Origin of the sequence: Pseudomonas izuensis (assembly GCF_002356535.2) — a bacterium.
Classification (GTDB): Bacteria; Pseudomonadota; Gammaproteobacteria; order Pseudomonadales; family Pseudomonadaceae; genus Aquipseudomonas; species Aquipseudomonas izuensis.
In genome coordinates this window covers 3,432,714-3,449,384 of record NZ_AP017423.2, presented here as the reverse complement: position 1 = coordinate 3,449,384, position 16,671 = coordinate 3,432,714, and the positions used below count along the sequence as shown (strand labels likewise).

At 58.1% G+C, this 16,671-nt stretch carries 15 protein-coding genes; 7 read left to right on the top strand and 8 right to left on the bottom strand.

From position 1 onward, the window contains the following. Positions 1 to 959 precede the first annotated feature (959 nt). Positions 960 to 2,546, bottom strand: a complete 1,587-nt coding sequence (locus LAB08_RS15270) for an ABC-F family ATPase (protein WP_033044478.1) — start codon at positions 2,544 to 2,546, stop codon at positions 960 to 962. Positions 2,547 to 3,037: 491 nt separating this feature from the next. On the opposite strand from LAB08_RS15270, the gene lpxO reads away from it, so the two are divergent. Continuing rightward, positions 3,038 to 3,937 carry a lipid A hydroxylase LpxO gene (gene lpxO, locus LAB08_RS15265; RefSeq protein ID WP_096515375.1) on the top strand — a complete coding sequence of 300 codons (900 nt, stop codon included), beginning with the start codon at positions 3,038 to 3,040 and terminating at the stop codon, positions 3,935 to 3,937. 65 nt (positions 3,938 to 4,002) lie between these two features. Here the strand turns inward: lpxO and ku are convergent, their stop codons facing one another. Beyond that, positions 4,003 to 4,863 (bottom strand): non-homologous end joining protein Ku, encoded by an 861-nt coding sequence (gene ku / locus LAB08_RS15260; RefSeq protein WP_096511254.1) that lies wholly within the window; start codon positions 4,861 to 4,863, stop codon positions 4,003 to 4,005. Positions 4,864 to 5,055: 192 nt separating this feature from the next. Here ku and LAB08_RS15255 point away from each other — a divergent pair, with 192 nt between their 5' ends. After that, positions 5,056 to 5,412 (top strand): hypothetical protein, encoded by a 357-nt coding sequence (locus LAB08_RS15255; protein ID WP_096511256.1) that lies wholly within the window; start codon positions 5,056 to 5,058, stop codon positions 5,410 to 5,412. A 50-nt stretch (positions 5,413 to 5,462) separates the two neighbouring features. Then, positions 5,463 to 6,626 carry a PQQ-dependent sugar dehydrogenase gene (locus LAB08_RS15250; RefSeq protein ID WP_096511258.1) on the top strand — a complete coding sequence of 388 codons (1,164 nt, stop codon included), beginning with the start codon at positions 5,463 to 5,465 and terminating at the stop codon, positions 6,624 to 6,626. 137 nt (positions 6,627 to 6,763) lie between these two features. Here LAB08_RS15250 and rimI read toward each other — a convergent pair whose 3' ends face one another. Further along, complete coding sequence (gene rimI / locus LAB08_RS15245; protein WP_096511260.1) at positions 6,764 to 7,858, bottom strand: ribosomal protein S18-alanine N-acetyltransferase; 1,095 nt, start codon at positions 7,856 to 7,858, stop codon at positions 6,764 to 6,766. Positions 7,859 to 7,950: 92 nt separating this feature from the next. Between rimI and LAB08_RS15240 the strand changes: the two genes are divergently transcribed. Together LAB08_RS15240 and LAB08_RS15235 are read left to right on the top strand one after the other, a co-directional pair. Beyond that, positions 7,951 to 9,525 (top strand): RimK family ATP-grasp domain-containing protein, encoded by a 1,575-nt coding sequence (locus LAB08_RS15240; protein ID WP_096511262.1) that lies wholly within the window; start codon positions 7,951 to 7,953, stop codon positions 9,523 to 9,525. A 7-nt stretch (positions 9,526 to 9,532) separates the two neighbouring features. Further along, complete coding sequence (locus LAB08_RS15235) at positions 9,533 to 10,456, top strand: magnesium transporter CorA family protein (RefSeq protein WP_096511264.1); 924 nt, start codon at positions 9,533 to 9,535, stop codon at positions 10,454 to 10,456. Positions 10,457 to 10,539: 83 nt separating this feature from the next. Here LAB08_RS15235 and eco read toward each other — a convergent pair whose 3' ends face one another. Continuing rightward, positions 10,540 to 11,022 carry a serine protease inhibitor ecotin gene (gene eco / locus LAB08_RS15230; RefSeq protein WP_096511266.1) on the bottom strand — a complete coding sequence of 161 codons (483 nt, stop codon included), beginning with the start codon at positions 11,020 to 11,022 and terminating at the stop codon, positions 10,540 to 10,542. 283 nt (positions 11,023 to 11,305) lie between these two features. Here eco and LAB08_RS15225 point away from each other — a divergent pair, with 283 nt between their 5' ends. After that, positions 11,306 to 11,578 carry a DUF1652 domain-containing protein gene (locus LAB08_RS15225; RefSeq protein ID WP_096511268.1) on the top strand — a complete coding sequence of 91 codons (273 nt, stop codon included), beginning with the start codon at positions 11,306 to 11,308 and terminating at the stop codon, positions 11,576 to 11,578. On the opposite strand, the gene LAB08_RS15220 is transcribed toward LAB08_RS15225, so the two are convergent. Further along, positions 11,575 to 11,970 carry a hypothetical protein gene (locus LAB08_RS15220; protein ID WP_096511270.1) on the bottom strand — a complete coding sequence of 132 codons (396 nt, stop codon included), beginning with the start codon at positions 11,968 to 11,970 and terminating at the stop codon, positions 11,575 to 11,577. The two genes, LAB08_RS15225 and LAB08_RS15220, sit on opposite strands and share 4 nt — an antisense overlap. A 91-nt stretch (positions 11,971 to 12,061) precedes the next feature. Beyond that, the gene (locus tag LAB08_RS15215; protein ID WP_096511272.1) at positions 12,062 to 12,334 is read right to left on the bottom strand and encodes a DUF2790 domain-containing protein; all 273 of its coding nucleotides are present in this window, start codon (positions 12,332 to 12,334) and stop codon (positions 12,062 to 12,064) included. 438 nt (positions 12,335 to 12,772) lie between these two features. On the opposite strand from LAB08_RS15215, the gene LAB08_RS15210 reads away from it, so the two are divergent. Beyond that, positions 12,773 to 14,074 carry an OprD family porin gene (locus LAB08_RS15210; RefSeq protein WP_096511274.1) on the top strand — a complete coding sequence of 434 codons (1,302 nt, stop codon included), beginning with the start codon at positions 12,773 to 12,775 and terminating at the stop codon, positions 14,072 to 14,074. A 122-nt stretch (positions 14,075 to 14,196) separates the two neighbouring features. On the opposite strand, the gene LAB08_RS15205 is transcribed toward LAB08_RS15210, so the two are convergent. Then, complete coding sequence (locus LAB08_RS15205) at positions 14,197 to 15,141, bottom strand: carbohydrate kinase family protein (protein WP_096511276.1); 945 nt, start codon at positions 15,139 to 15,141, stop codon at positions 14,197 to 14,199. 13 nt (positions 15,142 to 15,154) lie between these two features. After that, a complete protein-coding gene (gene xylB, locus LAB08_RS15200; protein WP_096511278.1) occupies positions 15,155 to 16,651 on the bottom strand; it encodes a xylulokinase in 1,497 nt (498 codons plus the stop codon). Positions 16,652 to 16,671 lie beyond the last annotated feature (20 nt).

The window sequence follows — 16,671 nt, the reverse complement described above, 5'->3', positions numbered from 1 at the left end:
AGCTTTTAATACCAATGAGAAAGGTAACCTTGAAATGCAAAAAGCCCCATCACCAGGACAGGGCTTTTCTCTTGAAGCTTGCAGCTCGAAACTAATAGCTACCTTTAGAACACCACACCCTGGCTCCCACATTTGGAACGCGTTTCCCTGTGGGAGCGAGCCTGCTTGCGAAGCTCTTGATACCAATGAGAAAGGTAACCTTGAAATGCAAAAAGCCCCGTCACAAGGACAGGGCTTTTCACTTGAAGCTTGCAGCTAAAGGCTAGTAGCTACCCTTAGAACACCACACGCTGGCTCCCACATTTGGAACGCGTTTCCCTGTGGGAGCGAGCCTGCTCGCGAAGCTCTTGATATCAATGAGAAAAGTAACCTTGAAATGCAAAAAGCCCCATCACCAGGACAGGGCTTTTCACTTGAAGCTTGCAGCTCGAAACTAATAGCTACCCTTAGAACACCACACCCTGGCTCCCACATTTGGAACGCGTTTCCCTGTGGGAGCGAGCCTGCTTGCGAAGCTCTTGATACCAATGAGAAAGGTAACCTTGAAATGCAAAAAGCCCCATCACCAGGACAGGGCTTTTCACTTGAGGCTTGCAGCTAAAGGCTAGTAGCTACCCTTAGAACACCACACCCTGGCTCCCACAGTTGGAACGCGTTTCCCTGTGGGAGCGAGCCTGCTCGCGAAGCTCTTGATACCAATGAGAAAGGAAACCTTGAAATGCAAAAAGCCCCATCACCAGGACAGGGCTTTTCTCTTGAAGCTTGCAGCTAAAGGCTAGTAGCTACCCTTAGAACACCACACCCTGGCTCCCACATTTGGAACGCGTTTCCCTGTGGGAGCGAGCCTGCTCGCGAAGCTCTTGATACCAATGAGAAAGGTAACCTTGAAATGCAAAAAGCCCCGTCACCAGGACAGGGCTTTTCACTTGAAGCTTGCAGCTAAAGGCTAGTAGCTACCCTTAGAACACCACACCCTGGCTACGCAGGTAGTCGTCGTAGGTACCGCTGAAGTCGGTCACGCCATTGGGGCTCAGCTCGATGATGCGAGTGGCTAGGGACGATACGAACTCACGGTCGTGGCTGACGAAGATCAGCGTGCCCGGGTAGTTCTCCAGCGCCAGGTTCAGCGCCTCGATGGATTCCATGTCCAGGTGGTTGGTCGGTTCGTCCATCACCAGTACGTTCGGTTTTTGCAGGATCAGCTTGCCGAACAGCATGCGCCCTTGCTCACCACCGGAGATGACCTTGACCGACTTGAGGATCTCGTCGTTGGAGAACAGCATGCGGCCCAGGGTGCCACGAATGATCTGCTCGCCCTGGGTCCACTGGCCCATCCAGTCAAACAGGCTGACGTCGTCTTCGAAGTCATGGGCATGGTCCTGGGCGTAGTAGCCCAGCTCCGCGCTTTCGGTCCACTTCACGGAGCCTGCATCCGGAGTCAGTTCGCCCATCAGCGTACGCAGCAAAGTGGTCTTGCCGATACCGTTCGGGCCGATGATCGCCACGCGCTCGCCGGCTTCGACGGTAAAGCTGAAGTTCTTGAACAGGGTCTTGCCGTCGAAGCCCTTGGACATCTGCTCGATGGTCACGGCCTGGCGGTGCAGCTTTTTGGTCTGTTCGAAGCGGATGAACGGGCTCACGCGGCTCGATGGCTTGACTTCGGCCAGCTGGATCTTGTCGATCTGCTTGGCGCGGGAGGTGGCCTGCTTGGCTTTCGAGGCGTTGGCCGAGAAGCGGCTGACGAACGTTTGCAGTTCGGCGATCTGGGCTTTCTTCTTGGCGTTGTCCGACAGCAGTTGCTCGCGGGACTGGGTCGCCGCGGTCATGTACTCGTCATAGTTGCCCGGGAACAGGCGCAGTTCACCGTAGTCCAGGTCGGCCATGTGGGTGCAGACGCTGTTGAGGAAGTGACGGTCGTGGGAAATGATGATCATGGTGCTGTTACGCACGGTGAGAATCGATTCCAGCCAGCGAATGGTGTTGATGTCCAGGTGGTTGGTCGGTTCGTCGAGCAACAGCACTTCCGGATCGGAGAACAGTGCCTGGGCCAGCAACACCCGCAGTTTCCAGCCCGGAGCCACTTCGGACATCGGGCCGAAATGCTGTTCCAGTGGAATACCCAGACCCAGCAGCAGTTCACCGGCACGGGATTCGGCGGTGTAGCCGTCCATCTCGGCGAACTCGGTTTCCAGCTCGGCCACGGCCATGCCGTCTTCTTCGCTCATTTCCGGCAGCGAGTAGATGCGGTCGCGCTCGGCCTTGACCTTCCACAGCTCTTCGTGACCCATGATCACGGTGTCGATCACGGTGAATTCTTCGTAGGCGAACTGGTCCTGGCGCAATTTACCCAGGCGTACGTTCGGCTCGAGCATGACCTGGCCACCGGAGGGCTCTAGATCACCGCCGAGAATTTTCATGAACGTCGACTTGCCGCAACCGTTGGCGCCAATCAAGCCATAACGGTTGCCACCGTTGAACTTGACCGAAACGTTTTCGAAAAGCGGCTTGGCGCCGAACTGCATCGTGATGTTAGCTGTAGAAATCAAAGGTTTTTCCTGCGAAGCATTCAGAGTAGCTAGGGTGCGGCAGTACCGAATCAGTACCCGTTTCCACGATTCGGATCACGGGATATACATCCCGGTCAGAAGCGGAAGTTCCATCTGGCAATAAGTGGACAGCTGCATGTGGAGCGCTTGGCCCGAGTCGAAGTGCGCTGAGGCCGGGGTCATTCCCGTCATCAACCAAGGGGGGCGCGTAAAGTTTGGCGGCGATTGTACTGGTCTGGCTCTTTAAACGATAGGGCAATGAGGCCGCCGTGATGCATTGGTCGTTACGGCGGACACATTTTCACCGTTTCAGATTAACTATTGGTTACAATCTGTGGCTAAAATGCCATCTTTCTCTGATGCCAGGATACGGCATCGGCTCAAGGACGGGCGCCCGGACCACTGTTACGTTTGCAGATGCTGCACAAGACCCGCAGACCATTGGTGGGCAGGGGGCGCAGGTTGTTTACTTCTGACGTGTGACGATTTCCGTGAAAATCATCATTGCCACTCTCTACGTTGTATCCATCGCGTATGTACACCTGCGTGGTCACGTGCGCCACAAGCTGCGCCGCCAGTTAAGCGATCATTCGACCTTTCTGGCGCCGATCAATTGCTTCCTTTATCTGTTTTCCAGGATCCCCAACAAGCCGTTTCTCGATCCGGCGGATTTTCCCGACTTGACGCCATTGCAAACCCATTGGGAGGAAATCCGTGCCGAAGGCCAGAACCTGCTGCGGGCCGGTGAGATCAAGCGCTCGAACCAGTACGACGATGTCGGCTTCAACTCGTTTTTCAAGACCGGCTGGAAACGCTTCTACCTCAAGTGGTACGGCGACAGCCACCCCTCTGCAATGAAGCTCTGCCCGCGTACTACCGAACTGGTGCAGGGCATCGGCTCGATCAAGGCGGCGATGTTCGCCGAGTTGCCACCGGGTTCCAGGCTGGTGCGTCACCGTGACCCGTATGCCGGTTCCTACCGCTATCACCTGGGCCTGGAAACGCCCAACGATGCAGGCTGCTACATCAACGTCGATGGCCAGAACTACCACTGGCGTGACGGTGAAGCGGTGATGTTCGACGAGACCTACATTCATTACGCCGAGAACACCACGGAGCAAAACCGCATCATTTTGTTCTGCGATGTCGAGCGCCCAATGAAATATCGCTGGGCGGCAGCGTTCAATGGCTGGTTCAGCCGCACCGTAATGTCGGCCGCGGGCGCGCCGAACGAAGCGGGTGACAAGACCGGCGGCATCAATCGCCTGTTCAGCAAGATCTACAGGATTCGCCTGCGCGGCAAAGAGCTGAAAAAGCGCAATCGCAAGCTCTATTACCTGGAAAAGTGGGCGATTTTTGGTGGTTTGCTGGCGATCTTCGTCCTGATCTGAGAAGTGTTTCAGCGCCGCCCTGTGGGAGCGGGCTTGCCCGCGATGGGGACGCAACGTTCAGCACATCACTTGCTGACTTTCTTCCTTGGCGCAGGTTTGCTTGCTGCTTTGGGCTTGGATACTGGCTTACCCGCCCCCTTGCTCCCCAGACTGCGCTTGAGCAACTCGGTCAAATCAATCACATCCGCCGTCTTGCGGGTCTCATCTTCCGTATCCGTTTCAACATCCTCGATCTTGCCTTCATGGGCCTTCTTGTCGACCAGCGCCATGATCTTGTCTTCGAACTCATCCCGATAATCGTCCGGCGACCACTCGGCGCTCATGTCCTGCACCAGGCGCTTGGCCATGTCCAGTTCGCCCTTGGCCAGTTCGGCCTTGGTCACGTCCGGTCCCAGCGCCAGCTCATCAAGGCTGCGTACCTCCGCCGGCCAGCGCAGTTTCACCAGCACCAGGGCCGATTCCATGGGCATCAAGGCGGCGAGATACTGACGGGTATGCAGCACCACGCGGGCCAGGGCGACTTTGTTGGTTTTTGAGAGGGTTTCACGCAAGAGCGCATAAACCTTGCCGCCGCGTTTATCCGGCGCGAGGTAATAAGGCGTGTCGATGTTCTGCAACGGAATCTGCTCACTGTCGACAAAGGAAAAGATATCGATGGTCTGGGTCGACAGTGGATGCGCCGAGCGGATTTCCTCTTCGCTGAGTACGACGTATCGGCCTTTTTCGTAGGCGACACCCTTGACGATGTGCTCCTTGGTCACTTCCTTGCCGGTGACCTTGTTGACGCGCTTGTAGCCCACCGGCTCCATGCTGCGGCTATCGAGCCAGTCGAAGTCCACCCCTTGCGAGGAAGTCGCCGAGACCAGTGCCACGGGGATATGCACCAACCCGAAACTGATCGCGCCTTTCCAGATTGCCCGCGCCATGGTCGTGTTCTCGAAAGTGATGTTCAGGTGACCTGCGGTCGCGCGTAAAAGTTTCAGCGGCCTGTAGCCCTTTGCGGGCAGGGGATCAACTTCGTGTTACATCTCGCCCTGGAGGTTTTGGTTAACAAATCCGAGCCCTGGGCGTAGCGTGTTATCGAAGACCTTGAACACGCCCACGTCGCGAGGCACCCCATGAACCGAAGCATACCCGGCCTCATTCTGCTGGCCTTGAGCGGCGTTTTGGGCCCGTGGGCCCAGGCGCAAGACATTTCGGCGCACTCACCCTTGCAGGTCGCCCAGACGCTGCCGAACAGCGGCAATAACAATCCATACAACAGCCCGATCCGCCGCGCCAATCCCAACAGCATGCAGGGCACGCAACCCAGCGCCCCGGCGATTCGTGGCCCGAACACCGTGCCGGTGCCGCGGCCGCCGACCCTCGACAACGGCGGTATTGGCAATCGCTATCCCCAGAGTCAGTCAGTGCCCGCCAATCCACCCAAGTTTCTCCCCAACCCACCTGTTCGAGACCCAGCCACCAGTAATTGAGTGACAGGCAACCGTCCAGTCACACATTCCCATGACAATAGGAACCGTGCATGTTGCGACCAGCCCTCATGAAGCCCCTCCTGGCCACTGCCTGCGCCAGCGCCTGTCTGATCGCCACACTGTCTGCTCTGGCGGCGCCTTCCCGGGACTTGAACAGCGAACAGGGCACCCTGGAGGTCACGCCGATTGCCCGGGGACTGGAGCATCCTTGGGCGCTGGCGTTTCTTCCTGACCGTAAGGGCATGCTGGTGACTGAGCGGCCCGGCAACCTGCGAGTCGTGACCGCCGACGGCAAACTGTCCGCGCCCATCAACGGCGTACCAAAGGTCTGGGCCAAAGGGCAGGGCGGATTGCTGGATGTGGCGTTGTCACCGGATTTCAAGCAGGACCGCACGCTCTATCTGTCGTACGCCGAAGGTGGCGGTCAGGGTGACAAGGCCGGCACTGCCGTCGGCCGTGGACAGTTGTCCGAGGACTTGACGAACCTGAAAAATTTCACGGTAATTTTCCGCCAGGAACCCAAGCTGTCGGTCGGCAACCATTTTGGTTCGCGACTGGTGTTCGACCGCGAGGGTTATCTGTTCATTACCCTGGGCGAAAACAACGATCGCCCGACTGCCCAGGACCTCGACAAGCTTCAAGGCAAGATCGTGCGGATCTATCCGGATGGCAAGGTGCCGGACGACAACCCCTTTGTCGGCCAGGCCGGCGTACGTCCCGAGATCTGGGCCTACGGCGTTCGCAATCCGCAAGGCGCAGCGCTCAACCCCTGGACCGGCATCCTTTGGGAAAACGAGCACGGTCCCCGGGGTGGTGACGAGGTCAACATCATCGAACGCGGGAAGAATTACGGCTGGCCGCTGGCCACCCACGGCATCGACTATTCCGGGCAGCCGATTCCGGAAGCCAACGGCAAAAACGCCGAGGGCACCGTCGGGCCACACCATGTCTGGGAAAAGTCACCCGGCTTGAGTGGCATGGCGTTCTACGACGGTGATCGCTTCAAGGCCTGGCAGCACAACGCATTCATCGGCGCGCTGGTGACCCAGGAATTGATCCGCCTGCAATTCGACGGCGATAAGGTCGTTCACGAAGAGCGCTTACTGGGTGAACTCGGCAAGCGCATTCGCGATGTACGGCAAGGGCCGGATGGGTATTTGTACGTGTTGACCGATGAAGAGGATGGGGAGCTTTACAAGATCGGCTTGAAGTAGTTTTGCTCTTGTGGCGAGGGAGCTTGCTCCCTTTGGGGTGCGAAGCGGCCCCTAGCATTCTTTCAGGCAAATCGTGCAAACAGGTCTTGCGACGGCTCCGCCGCCGAGCGGGAGTAAACTCCCTCGTCACAGGTTTCTCACCGACGGTAAAGAATCACCGCCGCCCGTAATTTGTCCCGCCCAAAGCTGCACATCTTCTCGAACTCCCCATGGCTGACCGGCAGATGCTGGCAGTCCATGGCCTGGCGATGCTGGCTATGGTCCACATCGGGATCGTGCAGATAGACGAATTCGTCGTCGCAATCGGTGACGATGACCCAGTGCGGCGACTTGGAGCGAGTCAGGCGATAGCTGCTGATCAGCACCAATGGCTGCCCGCCATGCTTCAACAGTTGCGGCAGATTCAGCGGCCCGCCAATCTCACGCTCGACGTCACTGGCAAGTAGTTGCGCGGTGAACTCCTCGTGCACCAGGCGCATTACGTCTTTTTTATGCTCGTCCCGTACCCCGTCGAGGAACAACGGCCCGAGCATGCTCAGTTGCAGGCGCACCCGAAACCCGCGGCGCCAAGCGGCCAGTGCCAGACCCTGGGGGCTGCAGCCGCCGTGGCCGGAGGTCATGAATACGGTGGTTGCCTCGCGCCAGATCTGCAGTTCTTCGCGACGCTCCAGCAACCGGTCCCGTTGCAGCGCGCCCATGGCCATGAGCAGGCACGCCGGGCCGCAGGTGAATTCGGTGGTCTGTGGGTAGTAAGGCACTTGAATGTCGCGCGAGTCGCGGTGCTGGAGGATGCGCTTTTCCAGGCGCAGGGCATCGGCATGGTCCTGGTAATAGTCGTGAATCAGGGCAAAGCGTCGGTAACCGTTGCGCTCATACAGGGCGATTGCTGCCGGATTGTCGATACGCACTTCAAGCCGCAAATAGGCGCAATCGTGTTCCAGGGCACTGGCTTCGACTCGATCGAGCAACTGCTTGCCCAAGCCATTGCCACGAGCCTGGGGCGCGATGGCAATCGAATACAGGCGCGCCAGTGACGTACCCCGATGGAACAGCACCACGGCATAACCCAACAAATCCTCACCGCGCCGGGCCACGAGCAGTTGGCCGTGGGCGCGGCTGATCATCCATTGAAAGTTGCGGTTGTTGAGCCGATCGGTGGTGAAGCATTGCTCTTCAAGTTGCAATAGCGCGGGTAAATCTTCCATTACCGCCAAACGAAAAAGCGTATTCATATGACCGCCGTAAAAGTTGCGTAACGAAACGGGACTTTCGAAAAAGTTCGTGCTTAATAGGAAAGGTCTTGTTCTCCAACGGATCAATCACTATGTCAGCGGTACAAGGTCATTGGCGCGAAGTATCCGAGCAAATTTTGCCGACAGCAACTTATTTAAATGACACTAATAGAACTTCCAGCCAATTGATTATCATCGTCGAACGCAAGGAAGACTGGGCCACCTACTTTCCCAGCGAGGACATCGTCACGGCCCAGGAATACCTGGAACAAACCCGCGACAATGAGCAGGGCAAGCGTGTGCAGGTCATCAACCTGTGCCGCAGCTACAAGTACCTGGGGCATGGTTATTACTGCTCGCTGCTGGCCGAAGCCCGTGGACACAAGGTCATTCCGTCGGTGCGAACCATCAGTGAACTGACCCGTAAATCCCTGTACGGACTGGCGCTGGATGACCTGGATAAAACCCTGGAAAAAGCGCTGAGCCACCATGCTTATAGCGATACCGAAGGTTTTACCCTGACGTTGTATTTTGGCAAGACCCATATTGAACCGTTGCAGGATTTGGCTCGGCAGTTATTTGAAGTGTTTGCCTGTCCGATATTGCTGGTTGAGTTTCGCCGAACTAATGGTTGGCACATCGAAGGTATCAAGTCCGGTGCGCTGCACAAGTTGCGCGAAGATCAGGAAGATCAGTTTGCCCACTCCTTTGACAGCTTCAGTCGCAAGATCTGGCGCATGCCACGTTCACGACGCTTGGCTCGATACGACCTGGCCATCCTGCACGATCCTCAAGAGGCCTTGCCGCCGTCGAATGCCAAGGCACTGGATAACTTCGTCAGGGTCGGCAGGACGCTGGGCATCGACGTCGAACTGATCGAGCGCAAGGACTATTCACGAATTGCCGAATACGACGGTTTGTTGATTCGCGAGACCACCAGCGTTGACAACCACACTTACCGCTTCGCCAAGAAAGCCGAGAGTGAAGGGTTGGTGGTGATGGACGACCCGACGTCGATCCTGCGCTGCACCAACAAGGTGTACCTGACCGACCTGCTCAAGAGCCATCAACTGGGCATGCCCGCCACCGAAATCCTCTACAAGGAACGACCGGAAGACTTCGAGCGGGTTGGCGAGCGCCTGGGGTTTCCGCTGGTGTTGAAAATCCCCGACGGTTGTTTCTCCCGAGGGGTGATCAAGGTTGAAAGTCAGCAGGCCCTGCTCGAAGCGACCGCCGAATTGTTCGAACATTCGGTGCTGCTGCTCGCGCAGGAGTTTTTTTACACCGAGTACGACTGGCGCATCGGTGTACTCAACCGAAAACCGATCTTTGCTTGCCAATACTTCATGTCCAAGGGCCACTGGCAAATCTACAACCACAAGGCCAAGGGCCAGGACATCAACGGCGAATGCCGCACCCTGGCGGTTCACGAAGCGCCGCGTGCGGTGGTGGAACTGGCGGTCAAAACGGCCAACTTGATCGGCGATGGCCTCTACGGAGTCGACCTGAAGCAATCCGGCGACAAAGTGGTAGTGATCGAGGTCAACGACAACCCGAACATGGACGCCGGCATCGAAGACGCGTACCTGCAGGACGATCTGTATTCACTGGTGCTGGAAGAGTTCGTTCGCCGCCTGGAACTCAAGCGTCGCGGTCAGGCCTGGTGAGCCGCCGATGATCAAGAGTTTCGAATTGGTTCACGGCGCATTGCATGGCGTTGAGCGGCTGGACGCCGACGTCATGCTGTTCAGCAACCCCGATGCCGCCGAGCGGGATTTGCTGCACAGTCACTTCAAACTCGATGAGCATGCCCTGGCTTCGGCGCTTGACCCGGACGAGGTCTCACGCATCGAGTTCCATCCCGACAACCTGTTCCTGATCTGGAAGCGCCCGGAAAACTATTCGGGTGCCGGCAGCCTGTCTTTCGAGGTGTCGTCCTGCGGGCTGTTGTTTTGCCCGGACCGCTTGCTGGTGATCGCTACCGACGACGCGCCGCTCAGCGGGTTGGGCAGGCGACAGGCACTGAATACGCCGCTGGATGTTTTGCTCGATCTGATGTTCAACAACATCCACCATTATTTGGGCCACCTTAAAGTCATCAAACTGGTCGCCCGGGAGCTGCAACAGAAGTTCAACGCCTCGATGCAGAACCAGCACCTGATCCAGATGTTCAATCTCAGCGAAAGCCTGATCTATTACATCAACGCGATCCACAGCAACGGCGCGGTCCTGACCCGACTGCGCAATCATGCGCAAAAGGAACACTTCGGCCCGCATGCCATCGGCCTGATCGACGACTTGATCATTGAAAATAACCAGTGCTACAAACAGGCAGAAATCTACTCGACGGTGTTTTCCGGGCTCATCGACGCACGGGGCAACCTGATGAACAACAGCATGAACAACCTGCTGCGCAAACTGACACTGATCAACGTGGTGTTTCTGCCGTTGAACCTGATTGCGAGCATTGGCGGCATGTCCGAGTTCAGCATGATGACGGCGGGTACGCCGTGGTGGGTGTCTTACCCGTTGTTCCTGGCGGCGATGATGGTGGGGGCAGGGGGGATGGTGCTTGGGCTCAAGCGCCTGGCCAGATGAATCTCCCACAGGGTTACAGGCAAGCCGCAGATCCAATGTGGGAGTGAGCCTGCTCGCGATGGCAATAGCACGAGCAGCGACGGTTATTCAGACACGGCCCTGTCGACCTTGCTTGACGCCGACCAGATGCGGTAACGCACCTCTACATCCTTGGGCACGTAAAGGACAATCGGCAGCTTGCTGTTGTAGCGCAGCATGAATCCGTCACCGATGACTGGCACGAAATCCTGTTTGCGCTTGCCGTCCGGGCAGGCCATCAGCGTGCTTGCCGGACCCATGACTTTTTCCAGGCGGTAAAACGGATAACCCCAGCCTTCGAGGTTCTTTTCTTCAAGCGTGCCCCCCAGACGTTGCCGGTTGCAGTCGACGGTCAGGGTTTTGCCGGCGAGGATTTCCACCTTGAAGTCGTCTTCCCGGGTTTGCGGGGTGAGGTTTATGACCTGGCGGGTGAATCCGTTTTCAGGCTGGGGGTAGGGCGCGACTTTTTCGAGATTTGCGGCCTGCACGACGCTGGACAGTGCCGCCACAATCAGCCCGACGGTCGTGTTAAAGGCTATGGAATTCATGTTGCCTCATTGCATATGTACTAATGTGGGATTGGGATTTTTACCGCGGTCGACGACGAATGCAAACCGGCAAGTGTGTGCAAATTGCACGGCGCCCCATGATCTTTTTCGCATATTGCATGACCGGTTTATCCTGGCTTTTGGATAACTTCCTGAATTACCGATGAGCTGCAGAGCGTAATTCAAGGCATGTTTTATGCTGTAGCAGTTCTTAAGCTGGCCGGGATTGCAAACGAGTCAGCGTCGATGATTGTTTAGCAGTATCACAAAGGAGAGGGTCGCAATGTTTCTTTCTGCCTTGGAACTTCGCAACATCATTGAAAGCAGCTTCCTGCCCAAACGGTGTCAGTGCACGCTGTCTCCGGATTTGTCGATGACCGTAAAAGTGTATGCAGACGGGGAAACCGATCAGCTGGATCTATTGAAGACAGGCATCAACGCGCAACGCCTCAATGGCTGTCGGGAAATCAACGAACTGATCGCAGAACTGCGTACCGATCTTCAGCATCACTATGTAGAACCCGGGCACCCCCAGACGGTGCGCAAAGCACTTTAAGCCGCGGTTTCGAGTTCCACCGACGCGCGCCGGGTCTGGAAAAAAGCCAGGCCCAGCGCCAGTTCGACCCCGACAGCCAGCAAAATGCCCGGACCGGCATGGCCGTTTAGCCATTCGCCGAAACCCAGTATGGCCAGCCCCCAGCAGCCGATCATGAAGCCGTTGCTCAGCGCACTGCGGGTAGCGGAGGGCGCCTCGTTGCGCACCAGATAAAACATCACCCCCAACACTGCAAACAGCACCGCCGTACGTCGTGCGATCACCCCCACTGCCAGCGAATACTCGATATCCCAGGTGGCCAGCATCCAGTCGGGCGCAAGACCCCAGACCAGCGCCAGGAACAGACATAGCACGGCGGTGAACATCGACAACAGGCGAAACGATAACTGCATGGCGAATCCTTGCGGCAGTGAGGGAAGGCGCTAAAGCATAGCGTCAGATCCCTCACGCGAATACCGCAAGGTGTTATTTCAGACTTTTCAGTCAGTTCTGATAACTGCAGGCGTCAGAAAGTTTTCTATAGGCGAGTTCGGCGGGTTTGCCTGACTGATCATCGATGTACTTCATTTTTGCGGTGATCACTTCGCAGTCCATGGTGGCAGGTTCTGTCAGCGAAATGACCTTGCCGATGTGCAGCGGCATGCCGTAGTGGTAGGAGGGCACGTTTTGAGAGGAAGCGGTGTCGTTGGCCTGGGCCATGCCGGCAAACGGGGCACAGGCAAGGGCAACGGAAACGAGCAGGACGCGCGAGTTCATGGGGTGATCTCCAATGCAGGCGATAGTGAGTTCGACGTATCGTCGAACCTGCCGCACTGGGCGTCAGAGGACTCTGAGGGCGTGCGGTCCAGTAAGTGTTGGACTGTACGATTAAGCATTGGTTAACTCGCCTGAACGCCACCTGTCGCTTTGCCACTACCGCTCGACGGTTTCCCTGTAGGAGCGAGCTCTGCTCGCGATGGACATGAACGATAACGTGTGAAACCAGATGCTCAGCGGTGCTCTCGGTTTCTCGCGAGCAAGCTCGCTCCTGCATTGAAAATTCAGACTAAAGTCGTCTGCAGCGAAATAAAGCCTTCTGCCATCATTGCCCCTCACCCCCGCGTGTTCACTTCTCCCGGCCAGTTACTGGTCCGGGTGAAGGCTATTTTTGGCTGCGTGCGCCTTGGTGTTAACGCAGCGCTGTTGGAGTTTTTCATGCGTTCCCCCTTTACCTTGATCACCGCGCGCCAGTCATTGGGCTTCGGCGCATTAGTCCTGTGCGCCGGTTTTACCGGACCGACCCGGGCGAGCGGTTTTATCGATGACACTCAGGCGAACATCGAATCGCGCACCGTGTATTTCAATCGCGATTTTCGTGACGGGCATACCTCCACCGAACAGGGCGCCTCCAAGCGCGACGAGTCGGCCCAGGGCTTCATCCTCAACCTGCAATCGGGCTATACCGAAGGCACGGTCGGTTTCGGTGTCGACGCGCTGGGCATGCTCGGGTTCAAGCTCGACTCCAGCCCGGACAGCAGCAACAGCGGTCTGCTACCGTCCAGCGGAAGTAACCCGCGTGGATCGGCAGATCAGTACGCCAAGCTGGGTCTGACGGGCAAAGTCCGGGTTTCGCAAAGTGTGTTGAAGTACGGCGCGCTGTTGCCGGATGTGCCGCTGCTCAAATACAACGACGGGCGTCTGCTGCCAACGATGTTCAACGGCGCGATGCTCACGTCCAGAGAGGTCAAGGACCTGTCCTTTATGGCCGCGCGCCTGGACAAGTACACCGCCCGGGATTCCACCGACTCCCAGGACATCCGCGTGCACTGCAAGAACAAGCGCTATGCCTGCAATATCACCGCCGATCACTTCGATATGTACGGTTTTGACTACAGGATCAATGAGCGCCTGACCGCGCAGTATCACTACGCCGAACTCGAAGACATCTATCGCCAGCATTTCATCGGGTTGCTGGCCAACCAGCCGCTGGGGGCGGGCGTGCTCAAGGCCGACTTGCGAGTGCTCAAGAGTGCCGACAGCGGCGCTGCCCGTGCCGGCTCCATCGACAACCGCGCCTTGAGCGGGATGCTCGCCTACGCCATCAGCGGCCATACCTTCAGCGCCGGCTGGCAGCGCATGAACGGCGACAACTCGATGCCGTACCTGGATGGCACCAACCCGTACCTGGTCAACTATGTGCAGGTCAACGACTTCGCCGCCGCGCAGGAGCGCTCATGGCAACTGCGCTATGACTATGATTTCAAGGCCATCGGCCTCAACGGGCTGACGTTCCTGACCCGCTATGTCAACGGCGACCACATCAAGGTGCCGGGCAGCGATCAGGAGGGCAAGGAGTGGGAACGTGACAGCGAACTCAAATACGTGGTGCAGAGCGGGACGTTCAAGGATGTCAGCCTGCGTCTGCGCAATGCGACGTATCGCACCAACTACGAACAGTTTGCCCGGGATGTGGACGAGACGCGGTTGATCGTCAGCTACAACTTTTCAGTCCTGTAGCGCCTGAGAAAATGCCTTCGCGAGCAGGCTCGCTCCCACAGTAGATCTTCAGCGAACACAAATTTTGTGTCCAACATCGTTCCATTGTGGGAGCGAGCCTGCTCGCGAAGAGGCCATCAGCTTCATTGAAGCTCTAGTTGGTTCCGATACGGCAAGTCCGGCCCGATCTTGCCGCAGGTCAGCGCCGCCGCCTGAACCGCAAACCGCACCATCGCATCGATCTGCTCACGGCTCAGTTGGCGCAAGCCCTCAACCGAATCCAGCTGCTGCTCGGTCAACCAGGCAATCAATGCCGCTTGAAAAGTATCTCCAGCCCCCACGGTATCGGCGATCTGCACCGAACAGGCCGGCACCGACCACGAACCAAAAGCGCGACTGAACACCGTCGCACCTTCACCCCCACGGGTCAGGCACACCAAGTGGCAGCGATGCTGCAACCAACCGTCGATGATCTGCGCAGGGGCCTGCCCGGGATACAGCAGGCTCAAATCCTCATCGCTGACCTTGATCAGGTCGGCATGTTCGACCAGGGTGGCAATCCGCGAACGCCACAAATCGATATCGGGTTCAGGATTGAGCCGCACGTTCGGATCGAGGCTGATCAGGCGCTTGCCGCTTTCTCGCTGTACCAACGCCAGCAAGGTGTCGGCAATCGGTTGCACCACCAACGAGAACGAGCCGATGTGCAGACCGCGAACCTCTGGTCCGAGCGTCGGTAGATGTTCCAGCCTCAACTGCCGATCGGCGCAGCCTTCACCCCGGAAGCTGTAGTGCGGTGAACCATTGGCACCGACCGCAACCATCGCCAGGGTGGTCGGCGCGGCGAAATCCAGCAGATAGTCCGTGCACACGCCTTCATCTAGCAGCACTTGCAACAGGCGCCGCCCGAGGTAGTCAGTGGACAACCCGGCAAACAACGCCGCGTCCACGCCCAAACGGCGCAAACCCACCGCGACATTGAACGGCGAGCCGCCGGCAATGGCCTTGAAATTCACCTTGGAAGCCAGACCGCTGGCATCGTCTTCACTGAAGAAATCGAACAGCGCTTCGCCACACACCAGATACATAGTTGTTCACTCTTTAAAGGGTTGCGACATGCTGTAGATAGCGTTCATAGGCCTGTTGCGAGGCCGCCACGTTCTCTGCAATTGGCAGGGTTTCGCTGGCCATGTCGAGTTGTACGCAACGCTGGCACAGCTCCGCCAGGCTGTCCTCATGCCCGTTCGCCCGGGACATGCACCACGCCGCCTGAATCGCCGCGCCAAGGGCGGCGGCTTCGCTTTGCTCGGTACAAATCACGGGTGTGTTCAGGGTGTCGGCGATGATTTGCCGCCACACCTGGCTTTTCGAGCCGCCGCCGATCAGCCGGATGCTGCGGCTTTGTAAGCCATTGTGGCGCAACAGGTCCAGTCCGTGACGCAAACCAAAGGTCGTGCCTTCGACCACGGCGCGGCACAGGTTGGCCCGGGTCAGGTTGGTCATGGTCAGGCCCAGCACACTGCCGGTGGCATGGGGCAGGGCGGGAACCCGTTCACCGTTGAGGAAGGGCAGCATGCACACCCCTTCGGCGCCGATGGGGGCCTGGGCCACCAGCTCGTTGAAGCGCTCGATGTCCAGCTCGAACAGCTCACGAATGACGCCGGTGGCATTGGTCAGGTTCATGGTGCAGATCAACGGCAGCCAGCCGCCACTGGAAGAACAAAAGGTCGCGACCGCCGCATCGGCACTGACTTTCGGCGAGTCGGCATAGGCATACACCGTACCGGACGAGCCGAGGCTCATGGTGATTGCGCCGGGCTGGATGTTGCCGGTGCCGATGGCGCCCATCATGTTGTCGCCACCGCCACTGGAAACCAATGCCTTCGGGTTGATGCCCAGTTGTTCGGCGATCGCCGGCAGCACGGTGCCGACCGCTGCGTGGGCGTCGATCAGTTTCGGCAATGCCGCTTGCAGGCGCCCGGTGGGGTCGATATCGCGCAGCAGCTGCACATCCCACTGACGGCTGCGCACATTGAAGTAGCCGGTGCCGGATGCATCGCCGTACTCGCTGCAACTTCGGCCGGTGAGCCAGAAGTTGAGGTAGTCGTGGGGCAGCAGGATGTGGGCGATGCGGGAAAAGATGTCGGGATACTGTTCTTTGGTCCACAGCAGTTTGGACAGGGTGTAACCCGGAGCGATGACCACGCCGAGGCGTTCGAGCGATCCTTTTTCACCGCCCAGATGTTCGAGCAGCCGGTCATTTTCCGAGGTGGTTTCAGTGTCGCACCAGAGCTTGGCCGGGCGCAGGACCTGGCCCTGGTCGTCGAGCAGCACCAGGCCATGTTGCTGGCCTGAGACGCCAATGCCGAGGATGTCCTGGCCATCGACGTTGGCCGCCGACAAGGCGCGGCGGGTGGCGAGGGTGACTGCTTCCAGCCACTGTGCGGTGTCTTGCTCGCGACGGCCATTGGCGCCGCTGATCAGCCTGTGTGCGGCGGCGCCCTGGCCGAGGACCTGACCGCTCACTGCGTCGAGGACAAGGGCTTTGGTGCCTTGGGTGCCGCAGTCGATGCCGAGGAATAGTTGTTGGTTTGCCATGGCAGGTCCTTGGTGTGTCA